Raw genomic sequence first — 18,999 nt, forward strand, 5'->3', positions numbered from 1 at the left:
GGAGTCATAAGAGTCGGAACTTTGCCAACTCAATCAATTAGACGTATTCTAGAGTATACATTGAACCTACTTCATTCCCCACCCAGTTGAGCCGAGTTAACGACTGTACACGCTCCGCTTTGTCGTGAGCGTGTGGGCTGGAAGCCAAGTCTGTTGCCCAAACAGCGATTGGATACAATGCCACTCGGATTTGCATTACTGGGAATTCATCCCACACTGAATAAAAGTTACAGCGTGGGACATCTATTGCCGGATTAGCTAACGGGGAAATAACGGGAGTCCACAGCCAGGTATCAAGGTCAACGACCTGCCATCAACTCTACGGGATGAAGCGACTGAAACCCTGATTGGGAGGTTGCTTCATTCGTTGCGAATTGATGAAATGTTTTACTGAGCAATATATCGTAATCGATTGGTTTAGAGAGAAATAACGCAATGTCTAGTAACACCACACCCAAGAATCGTCTGTTTCTTTACGAAGTGACAGGTCTAAGTCAGAACACCGAAACCGACAAAATGGATTATCCCATTCGTCGCAGTGGTAATACGTATATTACGGTGCCATACAGTCGAATGAATCAAGAAATGCAACGAATCACCCGCATGGGTGGCAAAATCGTCAGCATTCAACCTCTTGATGGTGTGATGAATGCCAAGAATGGAATGAATGGCAAAGCCACTGAAGCTCATGCAGCGCCGTCGCCGGAAACTATCGTTCATAAAAAATCCTCAAAAGAGGGTGTTCCTGTCAATCTGTACAAGCCCAAAAAACCCTATCTAGGCAAATGTATTGAAAACTACGAACTGGTTGCAGAAGGGGGATCAGGGACAGTTCGCCATGTCACCTTTGACATCTCTGACGGGGATATGTGGTACTTGGAAGGTCAGAGTATCGGCATTATCCCACCGGGGGAAGACGAAAGGGGTAAACCGCATAAACTCAGACTCTACTCCATTGCCTCCACTCGTCATGGAGATCACGAGGATGATAAGACAGTTTCCCTTTGTGTTAGACAACTGGAGTACAAGCACCCAGAAACTGGGGAAACCGTCTATGGCGTCTGCTCAACCTACTTGTGCAATCTGCCAGTTGGCAGCGATGATGTCAAGATCACAGGACCGGTTGGGAAAGAAATGTTACTTCCCGAAGATCCAGATGCTACCATCCTGATGATGGCAACAGGTACAGGAATTGCTCCGTTCCGGGCTTACCTATGGCGGATGTTGAAAGAAAAGCACGAAGACTACAATTTCAAAGGGTTTGCGTGGCTGATTTTTGGTATCCCTTATACGGCAAACATTCTGTACAAAGAGGAATTGGAAAAACTCCAGCACGAGTTTCCCGATAATTTCCGTCTCACTTATGCCATCAGCCGCGAACAGAAGAACAAAGAGGGTGGCAAGATGTATATCCAGCATCGGGTGGATGAACATGCCGATGAACTGTTTGAGTTAATGCAGAAGGATAATACCCACACCTATATTTGCGGACTCAAGGGAATGGAAGATGGCATTGATGAAGCACTTTCGGCTGCTGCTGAACGGCAAGGGATGAACTGGGCTGATTTCCAGAAATCTATGAAGAAAGCCCATCGCTGGCACGTTGAAACCTACTAATACGGCTCCCTTGGTAGCTAAACGTCAAACGTTTTTTGTCTAGCTTAGATTAGCGCGTCTACAGGTTGAGGATTGAATCCTCCAGTGTAGGCGCGTTCTTGGTTAGGGTGTCGTGATGTAGGGTGTCGTGATGGGGAGATGGGGAAGCTGGGGAAGCTGGGGAAGCTGGGGAAGCTGGGGAAGCTGGGGAAGCTGGGGAAGCTGGGGAAGCGGATTACTAATGGACAAAGGATGAATGACGTAGCTTGCTTCTCGCGATAGCGAGTATGACAAATGACAAATGACAAATGACGAATGACTATAAGATAGTTGCCCAAATCCTGAGAATTACGTTAAATTTAATTAAGCAGAAGTAAAGTTTCCTATTGAAACCACCGTTTAAGCTAGGCTTTGTGCTAAACAAGAGGCTCTTTAAGAGCAAAAGCCAAAGCAGAAAACAAATATCTAGAGGCTCATAAGCAATGAAATTTTCCTGGAGAATTCTCCTACTTTGGACAATACCCGCTCTTGTCATTGGGTTTTTCCTATGGCAGGGAGCGTTTTCTCCGGCTGTTGGTGATTTAAGTCAAAATACCGCCAGCACCCGGATGAATTATGGTCGCTTTTTAGAATACGTTGAGAAAGGGAGAGTCACGAGTGTTGACCTCTATGATGGGGGTCAAACGGCAATTGTAGAAGCGACTGACCCGGAGCTAAATAAAACGAATCGCTGGCGCGTCGATTTGCCTGCTAATTCTCCGGAGCTAATCACTAAGCTGAGAGAGGCTGATATTGCTTTAGATACCCATCCCGCACGCCAAGATGGGGCGATTTGGGGAATCTTAGGGAATTTAATTTTTCCGATTTTATTAATTGGTGGGTTATTTTTCCTATTCCGTCGTTCCAGCAATATGGGCGGAGGTCCCGGTCAAGCGATGAACTTTGGTAAGTCTCGCGCCCGGTTCCAGATGGAAGCGAAAACGGGAATTCTTTTCGATGATGTGGCGGGAATTCAGGAAGCCAAGGAAGAATTGCAGGAAGTGGTTACGTTCCTGAAGCAGCCCGAACGGTTTACGGCAGTTGGCGCACGGATTCCGAAAGGGGTGCTGTTAGTTGGACCTCCGGGAACAGGTAAAACATTATTGGCGAAAGCGATCGCGGGTGAAGCTGGAGTTCCGTTCTTTAGTATCTCTGGTAGTGAATTCGTAGAAATGTTTGTCGGTGTGGGTGCGTCCCGTGTCCGTGACTTGTTCAAGAAAGCCAAGGAAAATGCACCTTGTCTGATCTTTATCGATGAGATTGACGCCGTAGGACGACAACGGGGTGCTGGTATCGGCGGCGGTAACGATGAGCGTGAGCAGACGTTGAACCAGTTGCTGACAGAGATGGATGGATTTGAAGGCAATACTGGGATTATCATTATTGCTGCAACCAACCGTCCTGATGTGTTAGACTCCGCCCTATTGCGTCCCGGACGATTTGACCGTCAGGTAATTGTCGATGCGCCGGATCTGAAAGGGCGGATTGGTATCCTGGAAGTCCATGCGCGGAATAAGAAACTTGCATCGGAAATCTCCATTGAAGCGATCGCGCGGCGTACTCCTGGATTTACTGGGGCAGATTTAGCCAACTTGTTGAATGAAGCGGCAATTCTGACAGCCCGTCGTCGCAAAGAAGCGATTACCATGCTGGAAATCAACGACGCTGTTGACCGGGTTGTGGCTGGTATGGAAGGCACACCGTTAGTAGATAGCAAGAGTAAGCGGTTAATTGCCTATCATGAAGTCGGTCATGCGATCGTGGGGACAGTGTTAAAAGATCATGATCCAGTGCAGAAAGTGACCTTAATTCCTCGGGGTCAAGCGCAAGGATTAACCTGGTTTACGCCCAGTGAAGAACAAGGCTTAATTACCCGCGCACAGCTTAAAGCCCGGATTACTGGGGCATTAGGGGGTCGTGCTGCCGAAGAAGAGATTTTTGGTCATTCTGAAGTTACCACAGGTGCTGGCGGTGATTTACAGCAGGTGACGGGAATGGCGCGACAAATGGTTACCCGTTTCGGCATGTCCGATTTAGGTCCTTTGTCTCTAGAAAGTCAACAGGGAGAAGTATTCCTCGGTGGCGGCTTGACGAATCGGGCGGAGTATTCCGAAGAAGTCGCATCTCGCATTGATGAACAAGTGCGCCGGATTGTGGAACATTGTCACGACGATGCTAAGCGGATTATGCGCGACAATCGCGTCGTAATTGACCGCTTGGTGGATCTGTTGATTGAGAGGGAAACGATTGACGGCGAGGAGTTTCGTCAGATTGTGGCGGAATATACTCATGTACCGGAGAAGGAGCAGTATGTTCCTGTGCTGTAATTTCGGACAGTTTAATTGATTGATTGAGTAGGGATGGTGAATATCATCCCTATTTTTTGTCTGTCTTAGGCGAGAAGCAAGAGGAGGCGATTGAAATCGCTGCTACTGGGTTATAACGGGGATAACGTTCCCCGAATTTGGTATTAGTCCAAATCGCGATTTCCAGATTATTTGCTTGACTCCCTAGAGGGAACTGCTTGATCAGATTACTGAAATTACCAATAACGGCGGCAATAGCTTGGGCTTGTTCGGCTTCCACCTCTGCCAGTTTTGCAGTTGCCCAGTCGCGTAATATCCGAGCAAAGTTATCATCCAACAGATGCAGGTTTTCCTGGAGGAGGGGATAGACGACTTGCGCTTTGAGACTCAACCCCGACTCAGGACAACAGACATAGATTCAATCAACCTATACATGGTGCGTTACATTTCATTAACGCACCCTACAAGATCTGCGATCGCACTTTTGGATAATGCTGTGTGGATTTCTCGTGCTGTTAGAATTTAGGTGTAATTTTATGATGATGGCGAGCATTCTTGTAGGGTGAGCATCTTGCTCGCTACTCATACTACAATTGGTTCATTGCCATAGAACCCGATAGTGGCGACTATTTAATTGACCCAAAACTAGAAGGAGTGATTCAAAAAGGATAAGAACGTTATGTCAATACTGATGTTAAGTTAACAATCTTTCGACTCAATGAAACCGGAACCTGCGGTACGATATGATTGTAGGCAGGTTTGGTGAAAATGGGGAGTTGTTCTTTGAGATTGAACTGATAGCCGCAAATGGCGAACGTTTTGCCGTTGAAGCACTTCCCGATACGGGTTTTACGACAGGTTGGCTAGCGCTTAACGCTCAGGATATCGAGGCGTTACAGTGGTCTGCGATCGCCTATGAAATCGATATGAAAACGGCGCGAGGTAATGAGCTTTTTGACCTCTACGCAGGAACGGTAATGATCGATAACCAAGAGTTTACCATTTTCGTTCACGTTGGAGAAAGACTACCTGATATTTTAATCGGTTCTCAGTGGTTAGATAGTATGGAACTAATCGTAAAGAAACGAAAGGGTATTTTGACATTATAAGTTCTGGAAAGGGAGTAAAGTTAATTTTAGTTTAAGATATTTAAATCCCCCCTACCCCCCTTTGAAAGGGGGTAAATATTGAGAGGAATAAAGGGAAACGGAGTTGGGAAACCATCATACAGCGTATTACAAGTTCGTGAGGTAAAGTATTTTCCCCCTGATCAATTAGTAAGCTGTCACGCATTTAAATTGGGAATGGGTAGCGAGCAAGATGCTCGCACTACAAGGATTTCGCAATTCTTGACATTATGGTTTAAATGCCGAACAGCTTATCACTATATAGGTGTACTTCATTTACCTGCAATTTGCTGTATAAAGACACTTCTAGCATCACGCAAAAGAACACCGTTTCCTTCTTGCTCCCCTCTCCCCAGAGTGGGAGAGGGGCTGGGGGTGAGGGGTTTGTGGTTTAAGTTGATACGGATGGGCAGTGCCTAATTCCAATGCTAACGAATTTAATATGACAAATGACAAATGACCAATGACAAATAAAAATCAAACCTCAACCAAATTTCCCACCACGCGATCGCGCCCTTCTACCTTAGCTTTATAAAGCGCTTGATCTGCCTCCGCAATTAGCCGATCTGGAGTCGTTTTTGGCGGCGGAATCACCCCAGCGACACCACAACTTAAGGTGACAAATTTACTCACCCTAGACCCCTCATGCACAATCGCCCGCGACTTCAGTTTCGAGCGAATCGATTCTGCCACCTGCATGGCACCTCTGAGAGATGTATTCGGTAAAATCACCACAAATTCCTCACCCCCATATCGAGCTACCACATCCGCTGGACGCTTTGCCGCTTTACGCAAAATATCAGCAACTTGTTTAAGACACTCATCTCCCGCTTGATGTCCATACGTGTCGTTATATGCCTTAAAAAAATCAATATCACACAAAATTAACGACAGAGGCGCTTGCTCCCGCGCCAATCGTTTCCACTCCTGCTGCAACGCCTCATCAAACGCCCGACGATTGGCAATCTGAGTCAACCCATCCAAATCAACCAACCGTTGCAACTCCTGATTCATTTCCTCTAACTTCGCCTTCAGCACCCGTTCTTGCTCAATTTTGCGGTGTAACTCCGCCATCACCCAATGGGTGTGCAGTAACCGCCGCACTCGTTGCCGCAGCACCGCCCAATGAATCGGTTTAGTGATATAATCTGTAGCGCCTGCTTCAAAAGCGCGGTCTACAGATTCCTGATTATTCAGTCCCGTAATCATCAACACAGGTGGGCATTCCTGACCAAATCGTTCCTGCAACTGAGCGCAACAGGTAAACCCATCCATCACAGGCATCATCGCATCCAACAAAATAATATCCGGTAACTGTTCGGTGCAAAACGCCAGACATTGATGCCCATCCCCCACTTCTGACACCCGATATCCCTCCTGTTCCATCGCCCGACGCAGCACCAGGCGTAGGGTCTTTTCATCATCCACAATCAAAATCAGGGGCGGGTCACGGTGAAAGTCAGGCTGATTCATTATAGTTTCCTCGGATGCTCTTGTTGCAACGCAGTGACAACTCGCTCATACTCCGCATCAAACTGGGAAATCAGAGTGGCTGCACCCTCTAGGTTTCCCGTGCGACCCAACGCTTCTAACTCAGCACACAGTTTCGCCAAACCCGTTGCTCCAATCGTTAGACTCGATGATTTCAATGCATGGGCAGATTGGTGCAAAGCATTAGCATCATCATGAGCGATCGCACTCCGAATTGCTTGTACCCTAGGTGGGGAGTCTTCCAGATAACTGTCAATCACTTCCGCGATTAACCCCTCATAATCGTCTCCGGCAATTTCTCTTAAATCTTGCAGCACTTGCTGATCCAAAGCAGGGGTAGCACTGGAGTCTGAGGTTATTTCTGGCACAGATACGTCCTCTGAATAATCCGTTATACTATCTCTGCCTTCTTGATCCAGCACTTGAGCATAAGTGGTTAAGACTTGAACCAGGGCTTCCGGTCGAATCGGTTTACTGATATAGTCATTCATGCCCACTTGCAAACATTGTTCTCGGTCTCCCTGCATCGCATGAGCCGTCATGGCAATAATCCAGGGTTGGCAAGCTGACGACCATTCAGCCCGGATGCGGCGAGTTGCCTCCAATCCGTCCATTTCTGGCATCTGCACATCCATGAAAACAACCTGATAGGACTTACGACGCAGGGATTCCAGCGCCTCTTGTCCATTGTTCGCCACATCGGCGCGATATCCTAAGCGCTGCAACATCTGGCGAGCCACCTTTTGATTAACCGCCACATCTTCGACTAGCAGAATACTTAACGGTAGCCTCTGGGCAAACTGAGCCTCAATCAGTCCCGATGAGCGATCGCCTGGACGCACCGAAATCCGCCTACGTCCTAAAATTGTCACAAAAATATTATAAAGCTGGGATTGCTTAATCGGCTTGGTCAGAAATGCCGCAAAGTTTGGCATATCATGGGGTTGATAGGGGGTTTGCCGACCCACAGAACTGAGCATGACCAAGGGGAGTTGTTCACTGTTCGGTAACGCCTGGATTTGTAACGCTAAGGTCAAACCATCCATTTCTGGCATTTGCCAATCCAAAACCACCAGATCAAAGGGTTCTGAGTCGGCTAACCAATTTAGCGCTTGCTCTCCTGATGCGGCTGTTGTCACATCCATTCCCCACGACTGCGCCTGTAGGGTGATAATCTGCCGATTCGTCGCATTATCATCCACTACCAGTAACCGTTTTCCCCGTAACTCCGGTTGGGGTGTATCCAACTCCGCCGTGACCGAATTGGGGTCTGATTTCACTACAATCGTGAAATAAAACGTCGAACCTTTCCCTACCTCACTTTCCGCCCACAAGCGCCCGCCCATTCGTTCACTCAAGCGCTTACTAATCGCTAAACCCAAACCTGTCCCCCCATAATTGCGCGTCATCGACGCATCCACCTGAGAGAACGGTTTAAACAACCGATTCATGCGATCGCGCGGAATGCCAATTCCCGTATCTCTGACCATAAATTGCAGTTCGTAGGTTTCTTCGACTTCCAGACGTTCCACCGGAACATCTCCCCCAGCTCCCTCTGCTTCCCCAGCTCCCTCTGCTCCCTCTGCTCCCCCAGACACTGCCCGACTCATCACCGATACCACCACTTCCCCCTGTTCCGTAAACTTCACCGCATTACTCAGCAAATTCACCAGAATCTGTCGCAGGCGGGTAATATCACCCACAACTGTGGTCGGTGTTTGGGGTTGACCCTGAGCGAAGCCGAAGGGTTCAATTAAATAAGCGAGTTCCAATCCCTTCGCCGCCGTTTGAGAGGCAACTAAATCCAACGCTTCCTCAATACAAACATGCACATCAAAGGGGTGTTCCTCTAACTCCAATTTTCCGGATTCTATTTTCGAGAAGTCCAGAATATCATTAATAATCGTCAGTAACGCTTCACCACTGCTACTAATCGTATTGGCAAAGTCTTGCTGTTGGGGCGTCAACTCAGTATCCAACAACAATCCAGCCATACCAATTACCGCATTCATCGGCGTGCGGATTTCATGGCTCATCATTGCCAGAAACTCACTTTTTGCCCGATTAGCGACTTCGGCTTCCCGTTTCGCTTTATGTAAGGCGAGATTCTTCAGCGTCAATTCTTCCCGCCGTTGCTTTTCCTGTTCTAAGAGTTGAGCTTGAGCTAACGCAATCCCAACTTGCGCCGCCACCGCTTCTAACAGTTCAATTTCATCGTCACTCCACTGACGGAAGCGATCGCATTGATGCAGGCAAATAATACCATTGGTCTGCTCCTGATACGAAGTCCGCACCGAAAGCATGGATTTGAGATCCATCTGACGGCAAAGCTGATTCGCCCCCTCTAGTTGTGGATCAGTATAAACATTCTCGGAACTCACCGCTTGGTCTTGCGCCAGCACCGCTTGGGCGTGAGGATTGCCTACAACGGGAATCGTTTGCTGTCGGGTTGACTCATAACCGGGTTCTAGATACTCAGCCACCAACGGAATTTGCGGACAAGGCTTTGCCAAATAGGTATGAATCAGACAACGATTTACACCGAAAACCTGACCCACTTGCGTCGCCGCCGTCTGAAAGATATGCTTACTGTCTAAGCTTTGGCGAATTTCTTGGGTAATTTGTTTGAGCAGCAACATCCGTTGCAATTGCCGCTCTAATAAGGTTCTGGCTTGTTGACGTTCGATCTCATGACCCACCCACTGTGCCATGAGTTTGAGCAGTTGAGGAGACGCCGAGCGATTGTTGGCGGTGAGGGTGGTGCGACGTGGATGGAGACTTAAGAAGCACAGCGCCCCATAAACAGTCCCCGCTACCTTGACACTCGTACCCAGATAGGATTTAATCCCAAATGTAAGACAGGCTTGATGATTTGCCCATTCTGTATCTTCAGCCGACTCGAACGCGATCGGTTCCTGGGCGTGAATCGTTTCGCTGCAAATCGTCTGTCCTAATTCAAACGTATCTCCCGCCTGCACCTGTCGAGGTGATTTAGGCGGAACTTGAGCCGCAATCACCATACAGCGCCCTTGTTCAATCCGAGACACAATACCGACATCGTGACCAAAATGACGCCGCCCTAAGGCTAAGAGTCCTTGTAGGCGTTGCTCAAACGTGAGTTTGGGTGCAGCAGCCACTCGATATAAAGCCCGAATCGCGGCTTCGTCTTGGCGCTGTTGTTGTTCAATCTGTTTGCGCTCGGTAATATTACGGATAATCCCAATAATCTGATTGTCCAAAAATGGCACGAGTCGGGCTTCATAGTTTTGCTCCCCTGTCTCTAAGGATAAGGAATAGTCCAGACTAACTGGGGATTGGCTCTGAATTACCTGCGCGATCGCCCCCTGAATTTTATCACTCACATCAGCAGGGAGAACATTGTGTACAGGTTCTCCCAGAAACTGTTCTGGCTCAACGTATAATTCACCCACATTTGAGGCTTTATAGTCGAGAATCGTTCCCTCTTGACTCAAGCGAAAATATAAATCGGGAAGGGCGTTAAAAATCGCTTGCAGTTCTGAGTTTTTCTGATATAAGGCTTCCTCGGCTTGTTTGCGATGAGTAATATCACCAAAGGTAACGGCAAATCCGTCTCCTAATTTGACGGCGGCGATTTGAAACCAAGCCTGAATCCCTTCGTGGTGGTAATGAAATTCTCGCTCAATCGGAATCCCGGTTTCAGTTACCTGAACATAGAAATCAAAGAGTCCGTCTTGGCGATTTCCTGGCATTTCCATGAGCAAATACTGACCCATGAGTTGCTCACGGGTTCGTCCCACCATGCGTTCCGCCGCCGGATTAACCAGGAGCCATTTAAAATCAGTAATTATGCCCTGGCGATCGCGAACCGCTTCAAATGCCATTACCCCATCCAGGGAACTATTTAATACCCCCGATAGCAGGGATTGGGAATATTCGAGTGCCGCTTGACTTTCTTTCACATCCGTGATATCTATACAGGAACCGATATATCCCAGAAACCCCCGATTCGTGTCAAATCGCGGCACACCTGTATCTAAAATCCAACGATATTCCCCATCAGCGCGTCGCATTCGGTACTCCATGCGAAAGGTTTGGCGCTGGTGAAAGGAATGACTATAAATCTGTAAACAATTCTCCTTGTCCTCTGGATGTACCGCCTCTAGCCATCCCTCGCCCAGTTCATCTTCTAAACGGCGTCCGGTAAATTCTAACCAAGGGCGATTGAAAAACGTACAGCGTCCATCGGTTCCAGCCACCCACAACAGTACAGGCGCACTATCTGCCATGGTACGGAAACGAGCTTCACTTTCCCGTAAGGCGGCTTCGGCTTGCTTGCGTTCAGTTACGTCGTGAGCGACACAATAAATTAATCCTTCTTCCACTAAGGCTTTAGCATTCCACAACAGCCAGCGATAGGAACCGTCGGAACAGCGATAGCGATTTTCAAAAGCAATAGAGTCGTTCCCGGTTGTCAGTCGTTCAGCTTCCGCCAGAGTCACGGCGCGATCATCGGGATGAACCAATTCTAGATAAGGTTGGGCTAAAAGTTCGGCTTCACTCCACCCCAGAGTTTTTTCCCAGGCGGGATTCAGGCGTCTAAAATAGCCATCAAACCCCGCAATACAAAGCATATCAACGGACAAGTCAAAGATGCGATCGCGTTCTTGTTCGGCTTGGCGACGTTCACTAATATCAGTTTGAATGCCAATATAGTGGGTAAGTTTGCCATTGCGATCGCGGATGGGGGAAATGGACAATTCATTCCAGAAGCGTGTCCCGTCTTTGCGAGTGTTTTGCAGGATGACGTGACAGTCTTGTTCGTTTTTTAGCGCCGCTTTTAGTTTATCTAAGCCAGGTTGTTGCTGATTATCTCCTTGTAAGAAGCGACAGTTTTTTCCCAAAACCTCTTGAGCTGAATAACCAGTAATTCGCTCAAAGCCGGGATTGACGAAAATAATCGGGTTATCGGGTACATTTGGAGCAGTAATCAGGATACCATTACTACTGGCTGCGATCGCCCGTTCTAAAAGTTGTAAGCGCACCTCAGTCTGCTTGGATTCAGTAATGTCGCGGGTGACTTTGGCAAACCCCCGCAGGTATCCTGTTTCATCGCGCAGCGCTGTAATAATCGTTGTACACCAAAACTGGGAACCATCGCGCCGCACGCGCCACCCTTCATCCTCAAATCGACCCGTTTCGGCGGCAATTTTTAAGGATTGTTCGGGTTTACCATTTTCTTGATCGTCCTTGAGGAAAAAACACTGATAAGATTGACCAATGATCTCTGATGCTGAATACCCTTTCAGACGTTGAGCGCCTGCATTCCAGCTAACAATCTGACCCTCAGTATCGAGCAGGTAAATCGCATAGTCTTTGATCCCGTCAATCAGCAGGTTTAAGCGTTCATCACTGGCTTGCAGGGCGAGTTCGGTTTGCTGGCGATCGCTAATATCGCGAATCAGCCAGAGAATTCCCACAACGTTTCCTTCCCTATCTTTAACCACACTATTGAGGGTTTCGCTGCTGAAACTATTCCCCGTTTGGCTTTGATAGTTTATCACTTTGGACTGATTAAAATCCGCCGAATCCGGATTCATTGTCTGTGAATCAAACTCCTCAGGATTCGCATACAACTGCGATAAGGGTTGTCCCCCTAAGGATTCGGGTTGATACCCAAAAAGCTGATTAAAAGCGGAGTTAACCTTAACAATAAAACCGTCTGTATCCGTAACAACTACTGCCTGAGGAATCGCTTGAAACAATAGGGCGAAGTCGATTGGTATTGTTTTAGTCAACTGTTCTGGGGAATTGGCAAAAGCGGTAGCATTTATTTTTCGTTGAGTTTGTCTTAAGCCGACTAAACCTATAGCCAGTAACCCCATGACAGCGAAGACACCGCCATACATTAGCACTGGGGGAATTGGGCTGGAATCCAAAAGCCAACCCGTTAAATTACACCAATGAATCAACCCATCGATTAACAGTCGATTGAAAAAGGGAAACATACAAACTCTACCGAGCGGAGAAACTTGGACTTATTTCAGTCAGCGATAACGATAAAGGGACTGAACATAAGGATTCAGGGTAGCACACGCGGACGTCAGGAAAACCGACTATTCAAATCAGTGAATCTAGTCATGGCAAAATGCTTTTGACGTTTGATGTCCAAGATCGTGCGGTACTAGGGTAATGCAGTGACAGTTTCCCTCCCCATATCCCAGAGTCAAAGTTACGATTTTTTCTGACTTTAGAAACATCCCTGTTGCAAAAGCGGGTCGGTTATATCTGCCATGCATAGAGTTGAACACTTAATTAGTTTATCTACCCACAACTAGACTGCAAAGCTCTGTGTAGCTTTTCCTGATTTGTCGGGCTAAACTGCAAAAAAAATTAAAAAAAATTTACGTATTGATTAGCAAATCAATAAATTCTAATACCAGCATTAAATGGCAAAAAAGTCAAATAGTTTGTAGTTTTTCTAGAGGAATTTACCACTCAATGCAGCAACAAAAATCGAGAGTGGCAAGCCGTCTCTTGATTGTGCCTAATCTGACTGAAAGCGATTAGTCGGGTTCTAGACATTCAGCTATTTTGCCGCTACCCACTTCAGAATTCGTTTATTAATGATTCCTCCAGGTTAATGGCAAGGTGAGAAAAAATAGAACAGCTTAATTTCTATAATAAACGATCAAGCACGCTATTGAAATACTCGGCGGCGCTATCTGGGCTAAATCAAGACAGTCATAGACGTGGCTGTGCCAGAGTTTTCAGTATGCTAACTTAGCTAGGGATTCGCAAAAGCGCGTATCCTCAACCCTGAGAATCCTCGACGACAGTGAAAGCCCATGCAAATCTATACCAGGCAATTGCGGGTGCGGCATTATGAAATTGATGTCCTCGGACATGTCAACAATGGTGTTTACCAGAATTATCTTGAACAAGCCGCCGTGGAACACGCCCAACTGCTGGGTTACTCTTTGGCACAATGCCGAAATCTAGGAGGTGTGTTTGTCATGCGTCGGATTGAAATTGACTATCTGCGTCCAGCAATGGCAGATGATACCCTCGAAATCACCACTTGGCTACAGCAAATGAAAGGAACCCGGGCGATTAGACGCTATGAAATTCATCGATTGGGAGAAGTGCAACCCTTAGTCATTGCCGAAGCAATCTGGGTGTGGGTGGATGGGGTTACGATGCGCCCACGGGGAATTCCTAAAGAGATTCTGACGACTTTCGAGTCAATCCAACCCTCTGATGAGCTGTCATGCACTTAATTTTAATCCCACTCACTTAAGCTTAATGTATTAATTAAGCTTAAGGTTAAGAATTAAACCAGACTGAAATTATTATCCATTCAGTATAAGGTCGCATTGAGGTAGATTTCGCAAGCGAAGTAATTAAATTTTGGCGTGTTACAGGAGCATACTCGAAACAAATACATTTACAAAATGCAGAAACAAAAACGTTTATTTCAGTTGGCATTATTCTTATCTCTGATCGCATTAGCTGTGTCACTGGTTGTCAATATCTTCCTCTTCTCCCAAGCCAAATCGTACTACCTGCAACTGAATAAAACCAATCTCGATCCCCTCGGACTACAAACCTTTAGTGGGGATTCGTTAGCTGATCGTTCATCGAGTGACTCTCCAGTAACCGTTGTCTTCTTTGGTGACTCGCGAGCAGCAATGTGGGTTGAGCCAGACAATATCAACGATGTTTCTTTTATTAATCGTGGCATTGGTAGTCAAACATCCACTCAGGTATGGGGACGTTTTGATCAACATATTTTACCCTTACATCCCGATATTATCGTTGTGCAAGTTGGAATTAACGACTTGAAAACAATCCCGCTATTCCCTAAGCAAAAAGCCACCATTATCAGTAACTGTAAGACTAATATTCACAAGATTGTCGCTCGTGCAGTCAAACAGGATGCCACCGTTATTTTAACCACCATTTTTCCCATTGGTCCGGTTCCCCTGATTCGTCAACCGTTTTGGTCACCTGATGTCGCCAAAGCAGTTGAGGATGTCAATGCTTACCTCTACTCGCTAAAAGCCAAAAATGTCTTAATTTTAGATGCCTATTCACTTTTGGTAAAGGAGCAGCAGGTTAAAAGCCAGTACGTTTACGATACGTTACATATCAATCCTAGGGGGTATCAGGCGCTCAATCAGGAGTTAAAAAAAATGCTCTTGGCTGGATTAGTAAAGATTCATAAATAATAAGTAATAATTCAATGGGTAGGATGGGTTTAGCTATTCAATCAAGCCTAGCTAGTAATAATTGCTTGACCTGAGGATTGGCAGCAATTATAAAATTAGTATATCTATCCATGGGCAGAAGATAAGGTTATCATTAGCCGCTATGATTAGCATTTCAAGCCAATTTCGGTTTGACACTTTAAAGGAGATGGCAATGTTACAATTTTTAATCAATTTTCAGCGACGGATTGGCAAAATGCTTTGGGCTTTAAGTTTAATTACTTTAATCAATCTAGGGGGTTTATTACTCCTGAGCAATCAAGCCGCATTAGCTGACTCTGATACACCCTTGACGACTCCACCAAAAACAGAAAAGACCGAATTAGGATTGCCACAGCAAGAGAAAGAAAAAGCCTACGAAGAAGCCAAAGAAGCACTGTCGAAAGATCCGAAAAAAGGGGTGGAAAAACTTTACGAGGAGGAAAAGAAAAAGTATGAAGAATCTCAGCCCGACAAGAATGTGTTAGAAAAAGCGAAAGATATGATTGAAGGGCTAACAAACAACGATTAAACGCAACTGAAGTTCCCCAGTTAAAAAGTTCACCGGGCGACTATTCACCAGTGTTTAGTCGTCCTGTTTGTAGTTTGTAGTAAGGGCTTTAGCCTATCATCACTTCAACGTAGGAACTAACAGTTGTATAATTTAACTGTGCAAGGTTAGAGTTTGTAGTCAGGGATGCGAGCCTATAAGCGCTTCAACGTAGGAACTAACCTCAACGTTATACCGGCGCTAAAGCGCAACTACAAGCGAAATGTAAACTTTATGTTAAAAAAGTAACGAAAACTACACGTTATTGGCAATTTAATCAAATCTCGTGAAATAATCGTAGTAAGGACAAATCGCACCGACTTTAATCTTTTCTAGAGCAAGGAGAGATTAAGCCGTTGTTTTGTTCATCGACAAGCGCGATCGCGCCTATATATAAGTTTTGCTTAATTTGAACCAAAAATTACTCAACTGGCGCTGGAGTCTGGACATTAGGGACTTGAATCGCCAAGCAAGCTGTGCTGGTGATTGAGTTTCCTGGTTCAATCCCAATCCCAGGGGGCGATTTGTCTTGCGATGAAATTCTCTCTAATTTTAGTTTAATCCCTTATCTTTATGAGGAACAATGGAATGTCTGATTCATTATTAGCGGATGCTGGCACCCGATTGCAAGCGGCGATGAAACATGTCTCGATTTCCGAAGATGCGATCGCACGCTTAAAGCATCCTAAAATGAGCCTGAGTGTGTCCATCCCGGTTCGCATGGATGATGGCTCATTAACCATGCTACAAGGATATCGAGTTCGATATGATGACACCAGGGGACCCGGAAAAGGCGGTGTACGCTATCATCCCAACGTTACCCTGGATGAAGTTCAATCCCTCGCCTTTTGGATGACATTTAAATGTGCGGTATTAAATTTACCGTTTGGTGGTGCGAAGGGGGGAGTCACGGTTAATCCCAAAGGCTTATCCAAACTGGAACTCGAACGCCTCAGTCGAGGCTACATTGACGCGATCGCCGATTTTATTGGACCCGATGTAGATATTCTCGCCCCTGATGTTTACACCAATGCCATGATTATGGGGTGGATGATGGATCAATATAGCATCATTCGGCGTCAAATTAGTCCCGCTGTCGTTACGGGTAAACCTATCACCATGGGTGGAAGCGTGGGGCGCGATGGCGCAACCGGTACGGGGGCTTACTTTGTGATTGAATCCATGGCACCTAAACTGGATTTAATTCCCCAATATACGACAATCGCGATTCAGGGATTTGGTAAAGCCGGGGCGGTATTGGCAGAATTGCTGGCGAAAGCGGGGTATAAAGTTGTTGCCATCAGTGATTCTCAAGGTGGAATTTATGCCAAAAAAGGCTTAGATATTCCCAGTATTCGCCAGTATAAAATGTCAAGTCAAAGTCTGCAAGCGGTTTACTGTCAAGACACGGTTTGTAATATTGTTGAACATGAACAGTTAACCAATGCCGAACTCTTAGCCTTAGATGTAGACATTCTAATTCCGGCGGCGTTGGAGAATCAAATTACCCACGAGAATGTTAACGATGTCCGCGCCCGCTATATTTTTGAAGTCGCCAATGGTCCGATTACTTCAGAGGCGGATAAGGTTTTAGACAGCAAAGGAATTCTCGTATTTCCCGATATTTTGGTTAATGCGGGTGGGGTGACAGTGAGCTATTTTGAATGGGTACAAAACCGCAGTGGACTCTATTGGAAAATGGCAAAAGTGAATGAAAATCTGAAGCAGAAAATGGTGGAAGAAAGCCAATATATTTGGTCAATTGCCAAAGAGTTAGCGGTTTCCCTGCGAACCGCCGCTTATGTTCATGCGTTGAATCGCTTAGGGGAAGCCCTTAATGCTAAAGGAACCCGAGACTACTATGTCAATGGTCGCATTCCTGGCATGAATTCCCGGTAATTTATTCACGCGATCGCGAGGGCAGGGGTAGGGGCGGGTTTTACCAATAACGTTGTTAAACCTGCCTGTCTTGCGAGGATTTATCAGTTTCCCTATCACTCCAGAGGCTGAATACACGTTGAAATTAAACGGTTAATTTTGCATCAAGTTGTAATTCACATTCTTTAAAAACATAGTTAACCGCCGCAAATAGCTGATCCAAATCCTGAAGGAGATAGCGGTTAATATTTTGCGTAAATGACATATTTTCTAACTTACCAAATTCCCAATACTTTCCATTCGAGACAATGCCAAAAACCGTAAATCCTAATTCATCATTCAGTTTTTGCGCCGCCACCATTTCCGCAAGACACTGCCCCCACCCCTCAGTAAACTTATCTTGTTTGGCTTCAACCAATAAAAAATAAGGCTGATCAAACACAATTTTTCCCAAAAGAGAACGTTTCGCCAAAATATACTCAGGAAAACCCGATAGGTTTTCATCGTAGATCAGTGAATGATGACCCCATAAAACAAAGTTACTTCGATAGCATTTCCAAACCTCTTTCAGAACGGGATAAATTAGATTCTCACAAATTGAAAATTCTGAAGCATTAGGTACTCCGTCTTGGAGTACAGTTTCTAAATCGTCTCGGAAATAGTCAGATATGGCAAACTCAAGTTCACCCATGAAATTGGCTTCTGTGTAAGTAATTTGAAATTCTTGGAGAACTGAACTGATATCTTTATAACGACTGAAAGCCATCTTAACCTCCTGAAAAGAGATTCTCCTGTATTTATGGTAATCAGGAAAAGATATTGAATAGGAACAAAAGCTTGCTGGATAAGGCATTTCCTCTACCCTGTTCCCAAAAACTAGGGTTTTCACCCTGAAGGGGTGACAAGCTAAGTCACAGGATGCTTCGCTTTTATTGCACGGAAGGGGGAGAATTCAAAGCCTCTCTCCTTGTAGGAGAGAGGTTTGGAGAGAGGTTTTCCAGATCCCGACCAAAAGTAAGAAACCCGACACCCGACACCCAGTAGTACCCTCAAGTCTCTTGTCACCCCATCAAGTTTTCACCATCAGTACCGAAGAGCCGAGCTTAGAACCACTATAACCACCAAGCGACAAGCTTGTAATACCATTCGTCCTCAACTACCTCGTAAAATTACTGCTGGTTTTGCTGAAATCAGACGCCGGATGTTTCACTTCGTAAGCATTCAACTTATTATTTAGTTCTCGAATGCGGCGGGAGAGTAAGCGGATAATATTAATCGCAATTCCTGGCGTCTCATCAATAGCGTCATACAATTGCAGTTGAGTCAGCATCAGACATTCGCAGGTTTCCAATGTCGTCACCGAAGCCGAACGCGGTTCAGCATCAAACAGTGACATCTCGCCAAAACAAGCACCTTGCTTCAGATAAGCCAAATCGCGATCGCCAATGTGAACCCGCACGGAACCGGACACCACAATATACAGCGATCGCCCTTCTTCCCCTTGGGTAACAATCGTATGATCACTCGGAAATGATAGCTCATCCATAACCGAAGCAACGCGCACCAGAAAATCGTCCCGTAATTCCTGAAAAATAGGGACGCCCCTGACAAAAAGTAAACGCTCAACGCTGGTTAACATGGGGTTAGCGGGTAGCTGCTGGGGATTGGTGCTAAGTATAGCCGAACAAAGGTCTAGTTTACTTTATCCCACTTTGACTGATAATAGAGGAATTGGGGAACCATAAACACACCAATTTGCTTGATATCCCTGAAAATTAAGCCAA

At 46.0% G+C, this 18,999-nt stretch carries 12 protein-coding genes; 7 read left to right on the forward strand and 5 right to left on the reverse strand.

Going from position 1 to position 18,999, the window contains the following annotated elements; all coding sequences use genetic code 11:
• Positions 1-435: 435 nt before the first annotated feature.
• Together petH and ftsH2 are read left to right on the forward strand one after the other, a co-directional pair.
• Positions 436-1,617, forward strand: coding sequence for a ferredoxin--NADP reductase (petH, locus tag RIG66_RS32015; protein ID WP_446383890.1), 1,182 nt, complete (start codon positions 436-438; stop codon positions 1,615-1,617).
• Between the two features lie 461 nt (positions 1,618-2,078).
• Positions 2,079-3,962, forward strand: coding sequence for an ATP-dependent zinc metalloprotease FtsH2 (gene ftsH2, locus RIG66_RS32020; protein WP_446383892.1), 1,884 nt, complete (start codon positions 2,079-2,081; stop codon positions 3,960-3,962).
• 49 nt (positions 3,963-4,011) lie between these two features.
• On the opposite strand, the gene RIG66_RS32025 is transcribed toward ftsH2, so the two are convergent.
• Positions 4,012-4,332 (reverse strand): hypothetical protein, encoded by a 321-nt coding sequence (locus RIG66_RS32025; protein WP_446383894.1) that lies wholly within the window; start codon positions 4,330-4,332, stop codon positions 4,012-4,014.
• 352 nt (positions 4,333-4,684) lie between these two features.
• Here RIG66_RS32025 and RIG66_RS32030 point away from each other — a divergent pair, with 352 nt between their 5' ends.
• A complete protein-coding gene (locus RIG66_RS32030) occupies positions 4,685-5,050 on the forward strand; it encodes an aspartyl protease (protein WP_446383896.1) in 366 nt (121 codons plus the stop codon).
• Between the two features lie 495 nt (positions 5,051-5,545).
• Here RIG66_RS32030 and RIG66_RS32035 read toward each other — a convergent pair whose 3' ends face one another.
• Together RIG66_RS32035 and RIG66_RS32040 are read right to left on the reverse strand one after the other, a co-directional pair.
• Positions 5,546-6,541, reverse strand: coding sequence for a diguanylate cyclase domain-containing protein (locus RIG66_RS32035; protein WP_446383898.1), 996 nt, complete (start codon positions 6,539-6,541; stop codon positions 5,546-5,548).
• Complete coding sequence (locus RIG66_RS32040; protein WP_446383900.1) at positions 6,541-12,546, reverse strand: PAS domain S-box protein; 6,006 nt, start codon at positions 12,544-12,546, stop codon at positions 6,541-6,543. Before RIG66_RS32040 ends, RIG66_RS32035 begins: the two co-directional genes overlap by 1 nt.
• Before the next feature lie 840 nt (positions 12,547-13,386).
• On the opposite strand from RIG66_RS32040, the gene RIG66_RS32045 reads away from it, so the two are divergent.
• From RIG66_RS32045 to RIG66_RS32060, 4 genes are all read left to right on the forward strand, one after another.
• Complete coding sequence (locus RIG66_RS32045; RefSeq protein WP_446383902.1) at positions 13,387-13,818, forward strand: acyl-CoA thioesterase; 432 nt, start codon at positions 13,387-13,389, stop codon at positions 13,816-13,818.
• A 174-nt stretch (positions 13,819-13,992) separates the two neighbouring features.
• Positions 13,993-14,769, forward strand: a complete 777-nt coding sequence (locus RIG66_RS32050) for an SGNH/GDSL hydrolase family protein (protein WP_446383904.1) — start codon at positions 13,993-13,995, stop codon at positions 14,767-14,769.
• Between the two features lie 193 nt (positions 14,770-14,962).
• Positions 14,963-15,319 carry a hypothetical protein gene (locus RIG66_RS32055; RefSeq protein ID WP_446383906.1) on the forward strand — a complete coding sequence of 119 codons (357 nt, stop codon included), beginning with the start codon at positions 14,963-14,965 and terminating at the stop codon, positions 15,317-15,319.
• A 606-nt stretch (positions 15,320-15,925) separates the two neighbouring features.
• Complete coding sequence (locus RIG66_RS32060; RefSeq protein WP_446383908.1) at positions 15,926-17,236, forward strand: Glu/Leu/Phe/Val family dehydrogenase; 1,311 nt, start codon at positions 15,926-15,928, stop codon at positions 17,234-17,236.
• Between the two features lie 124 nt (positions 17,237-17,360).
• On the opposite strand, the gene RIG66_RS32065 is transcribed toward RIG66_RS32060, so the two are convergent.
• Both RIG66_RS32065 and RIG66_RS32070 read right to left on the reverse strand, forming a co-directional pair.
• Positions 17,361-17,981, reverse strand: coding sequence for a hypothetical protein (locus RIG66_RS32065; RefSeq protein WP_446383910.1), 621 nt, complete (start codon positions 17,979-17,981; stop codon positions 17,361-17,363).
• Between the two features lie 390 nt (positions 17,982-18,371).
• The gene (locus tag RIG66_RS32070; RefSeq protein WP_006098974.1) at positions 18,372-18,854 is read right to left on the reverse strand and encodes a Crp/Fnr family transcriptional regulator; all 483 of its coding nucleotides are present in this window, start codon (positions 18,852-18,854) and stop codon (positions 18,372-18,374) included.
• Positions 18,855-18,999: the final 145 nt, after the last annotated feature.

The organism is Coleofasciculus sp. E2-BRE-01 (assembly GCF_040221695.1).
GTDB lineage: Bacteria > Cyanobacteriota > Cyanobacteriia > Cyanobacteriales > Coleofasciculaceae > Coleofasciculus.

What these genes read in the sequence shown, in the direction of transcription:
- petH (WP_446383890.1), top strand. Translation starts at nt 436, where the DNA reads ATGTCTAGTAACACCACACCCAAGAATCGTCTGTTTCTTTACGAAGTG.
- ftsH2 (WP_446383892.1), top strand. Translation starts at nt 2,079, where the DNA reads ATGAAATTTTCCTGGAGAATTCTCCTACTTTGGACAATACCCGCTCTT.
- RIG66_RS32030 (WP_446383896.1), top strand. Translation starts at nt 4,685, where the DNA reads ATGATTGTAGGCAGGTTTGGTGAAAATGGGGAGTTGTTCTTTGAGATT.
- RIG66_RS32035 (WP_446383898.1), bottom strand. Translation starts at nt 6,541, where the DNA reads ATGAATCAGCCTGACTTTCACCGTGACCCGCCCCTGATTTTGATTGTG.
- RIG66_RS32040 (WP_446383900.1), bottom strand. Translation starts at nt 12,546, where the DNA reads ATGTTTCCCTTTTTCAATCGACTGTTAATCGATGGGTTGATTCATTGG.
- RIG66_RS32045 (WP_446383902.1), top strand. Translation starts at nt 13,387, where the DNA reads ATGCAAATCTATACCAGGCAATTGCGGGTGCGGCATTATGAAATTGAT.
- RIG66_RS32050 (WP_446383904.1), top strand. Translation starts at nt 13,993, where the DNA reads ATGCAGAAACAAAAACGTTTATTTCAGTTGGCATTATTCTTATCTCTG.
- RIG66_RS32055 (WP_446383906.1), top strand. Translation starts at nt 14,963, where the DNA reads ATGTTACAATTTTTAATCAATTTTCAGCGACGGATTGGCAAAATGCTT.
- RIG66_RS32060 (WP_446383908.1), top strand. Translation starts at nt 15,926, where the DNA reads ATGTCTGATTCATTATTAGCGGATGCTGGCACCCGATTGCAAGCGGCG.
- RIG66_RS32065 (WP_446383910.1), bottom strand. Translation starts at nt 17,981, where the DNA reads ATGGCTTTCAGTCGTTATAAAGATATCAGTTCAGTTCTCCAAGAATTT.
- RIG66_RS32070 (WP_006098974.1), bottom strand. Translation starts at nt 18,854, where the DNA reads ATGTTAACCAGCGTTGAGCGTTTACTTTTTGTCAGGGGCGTCCCTATT.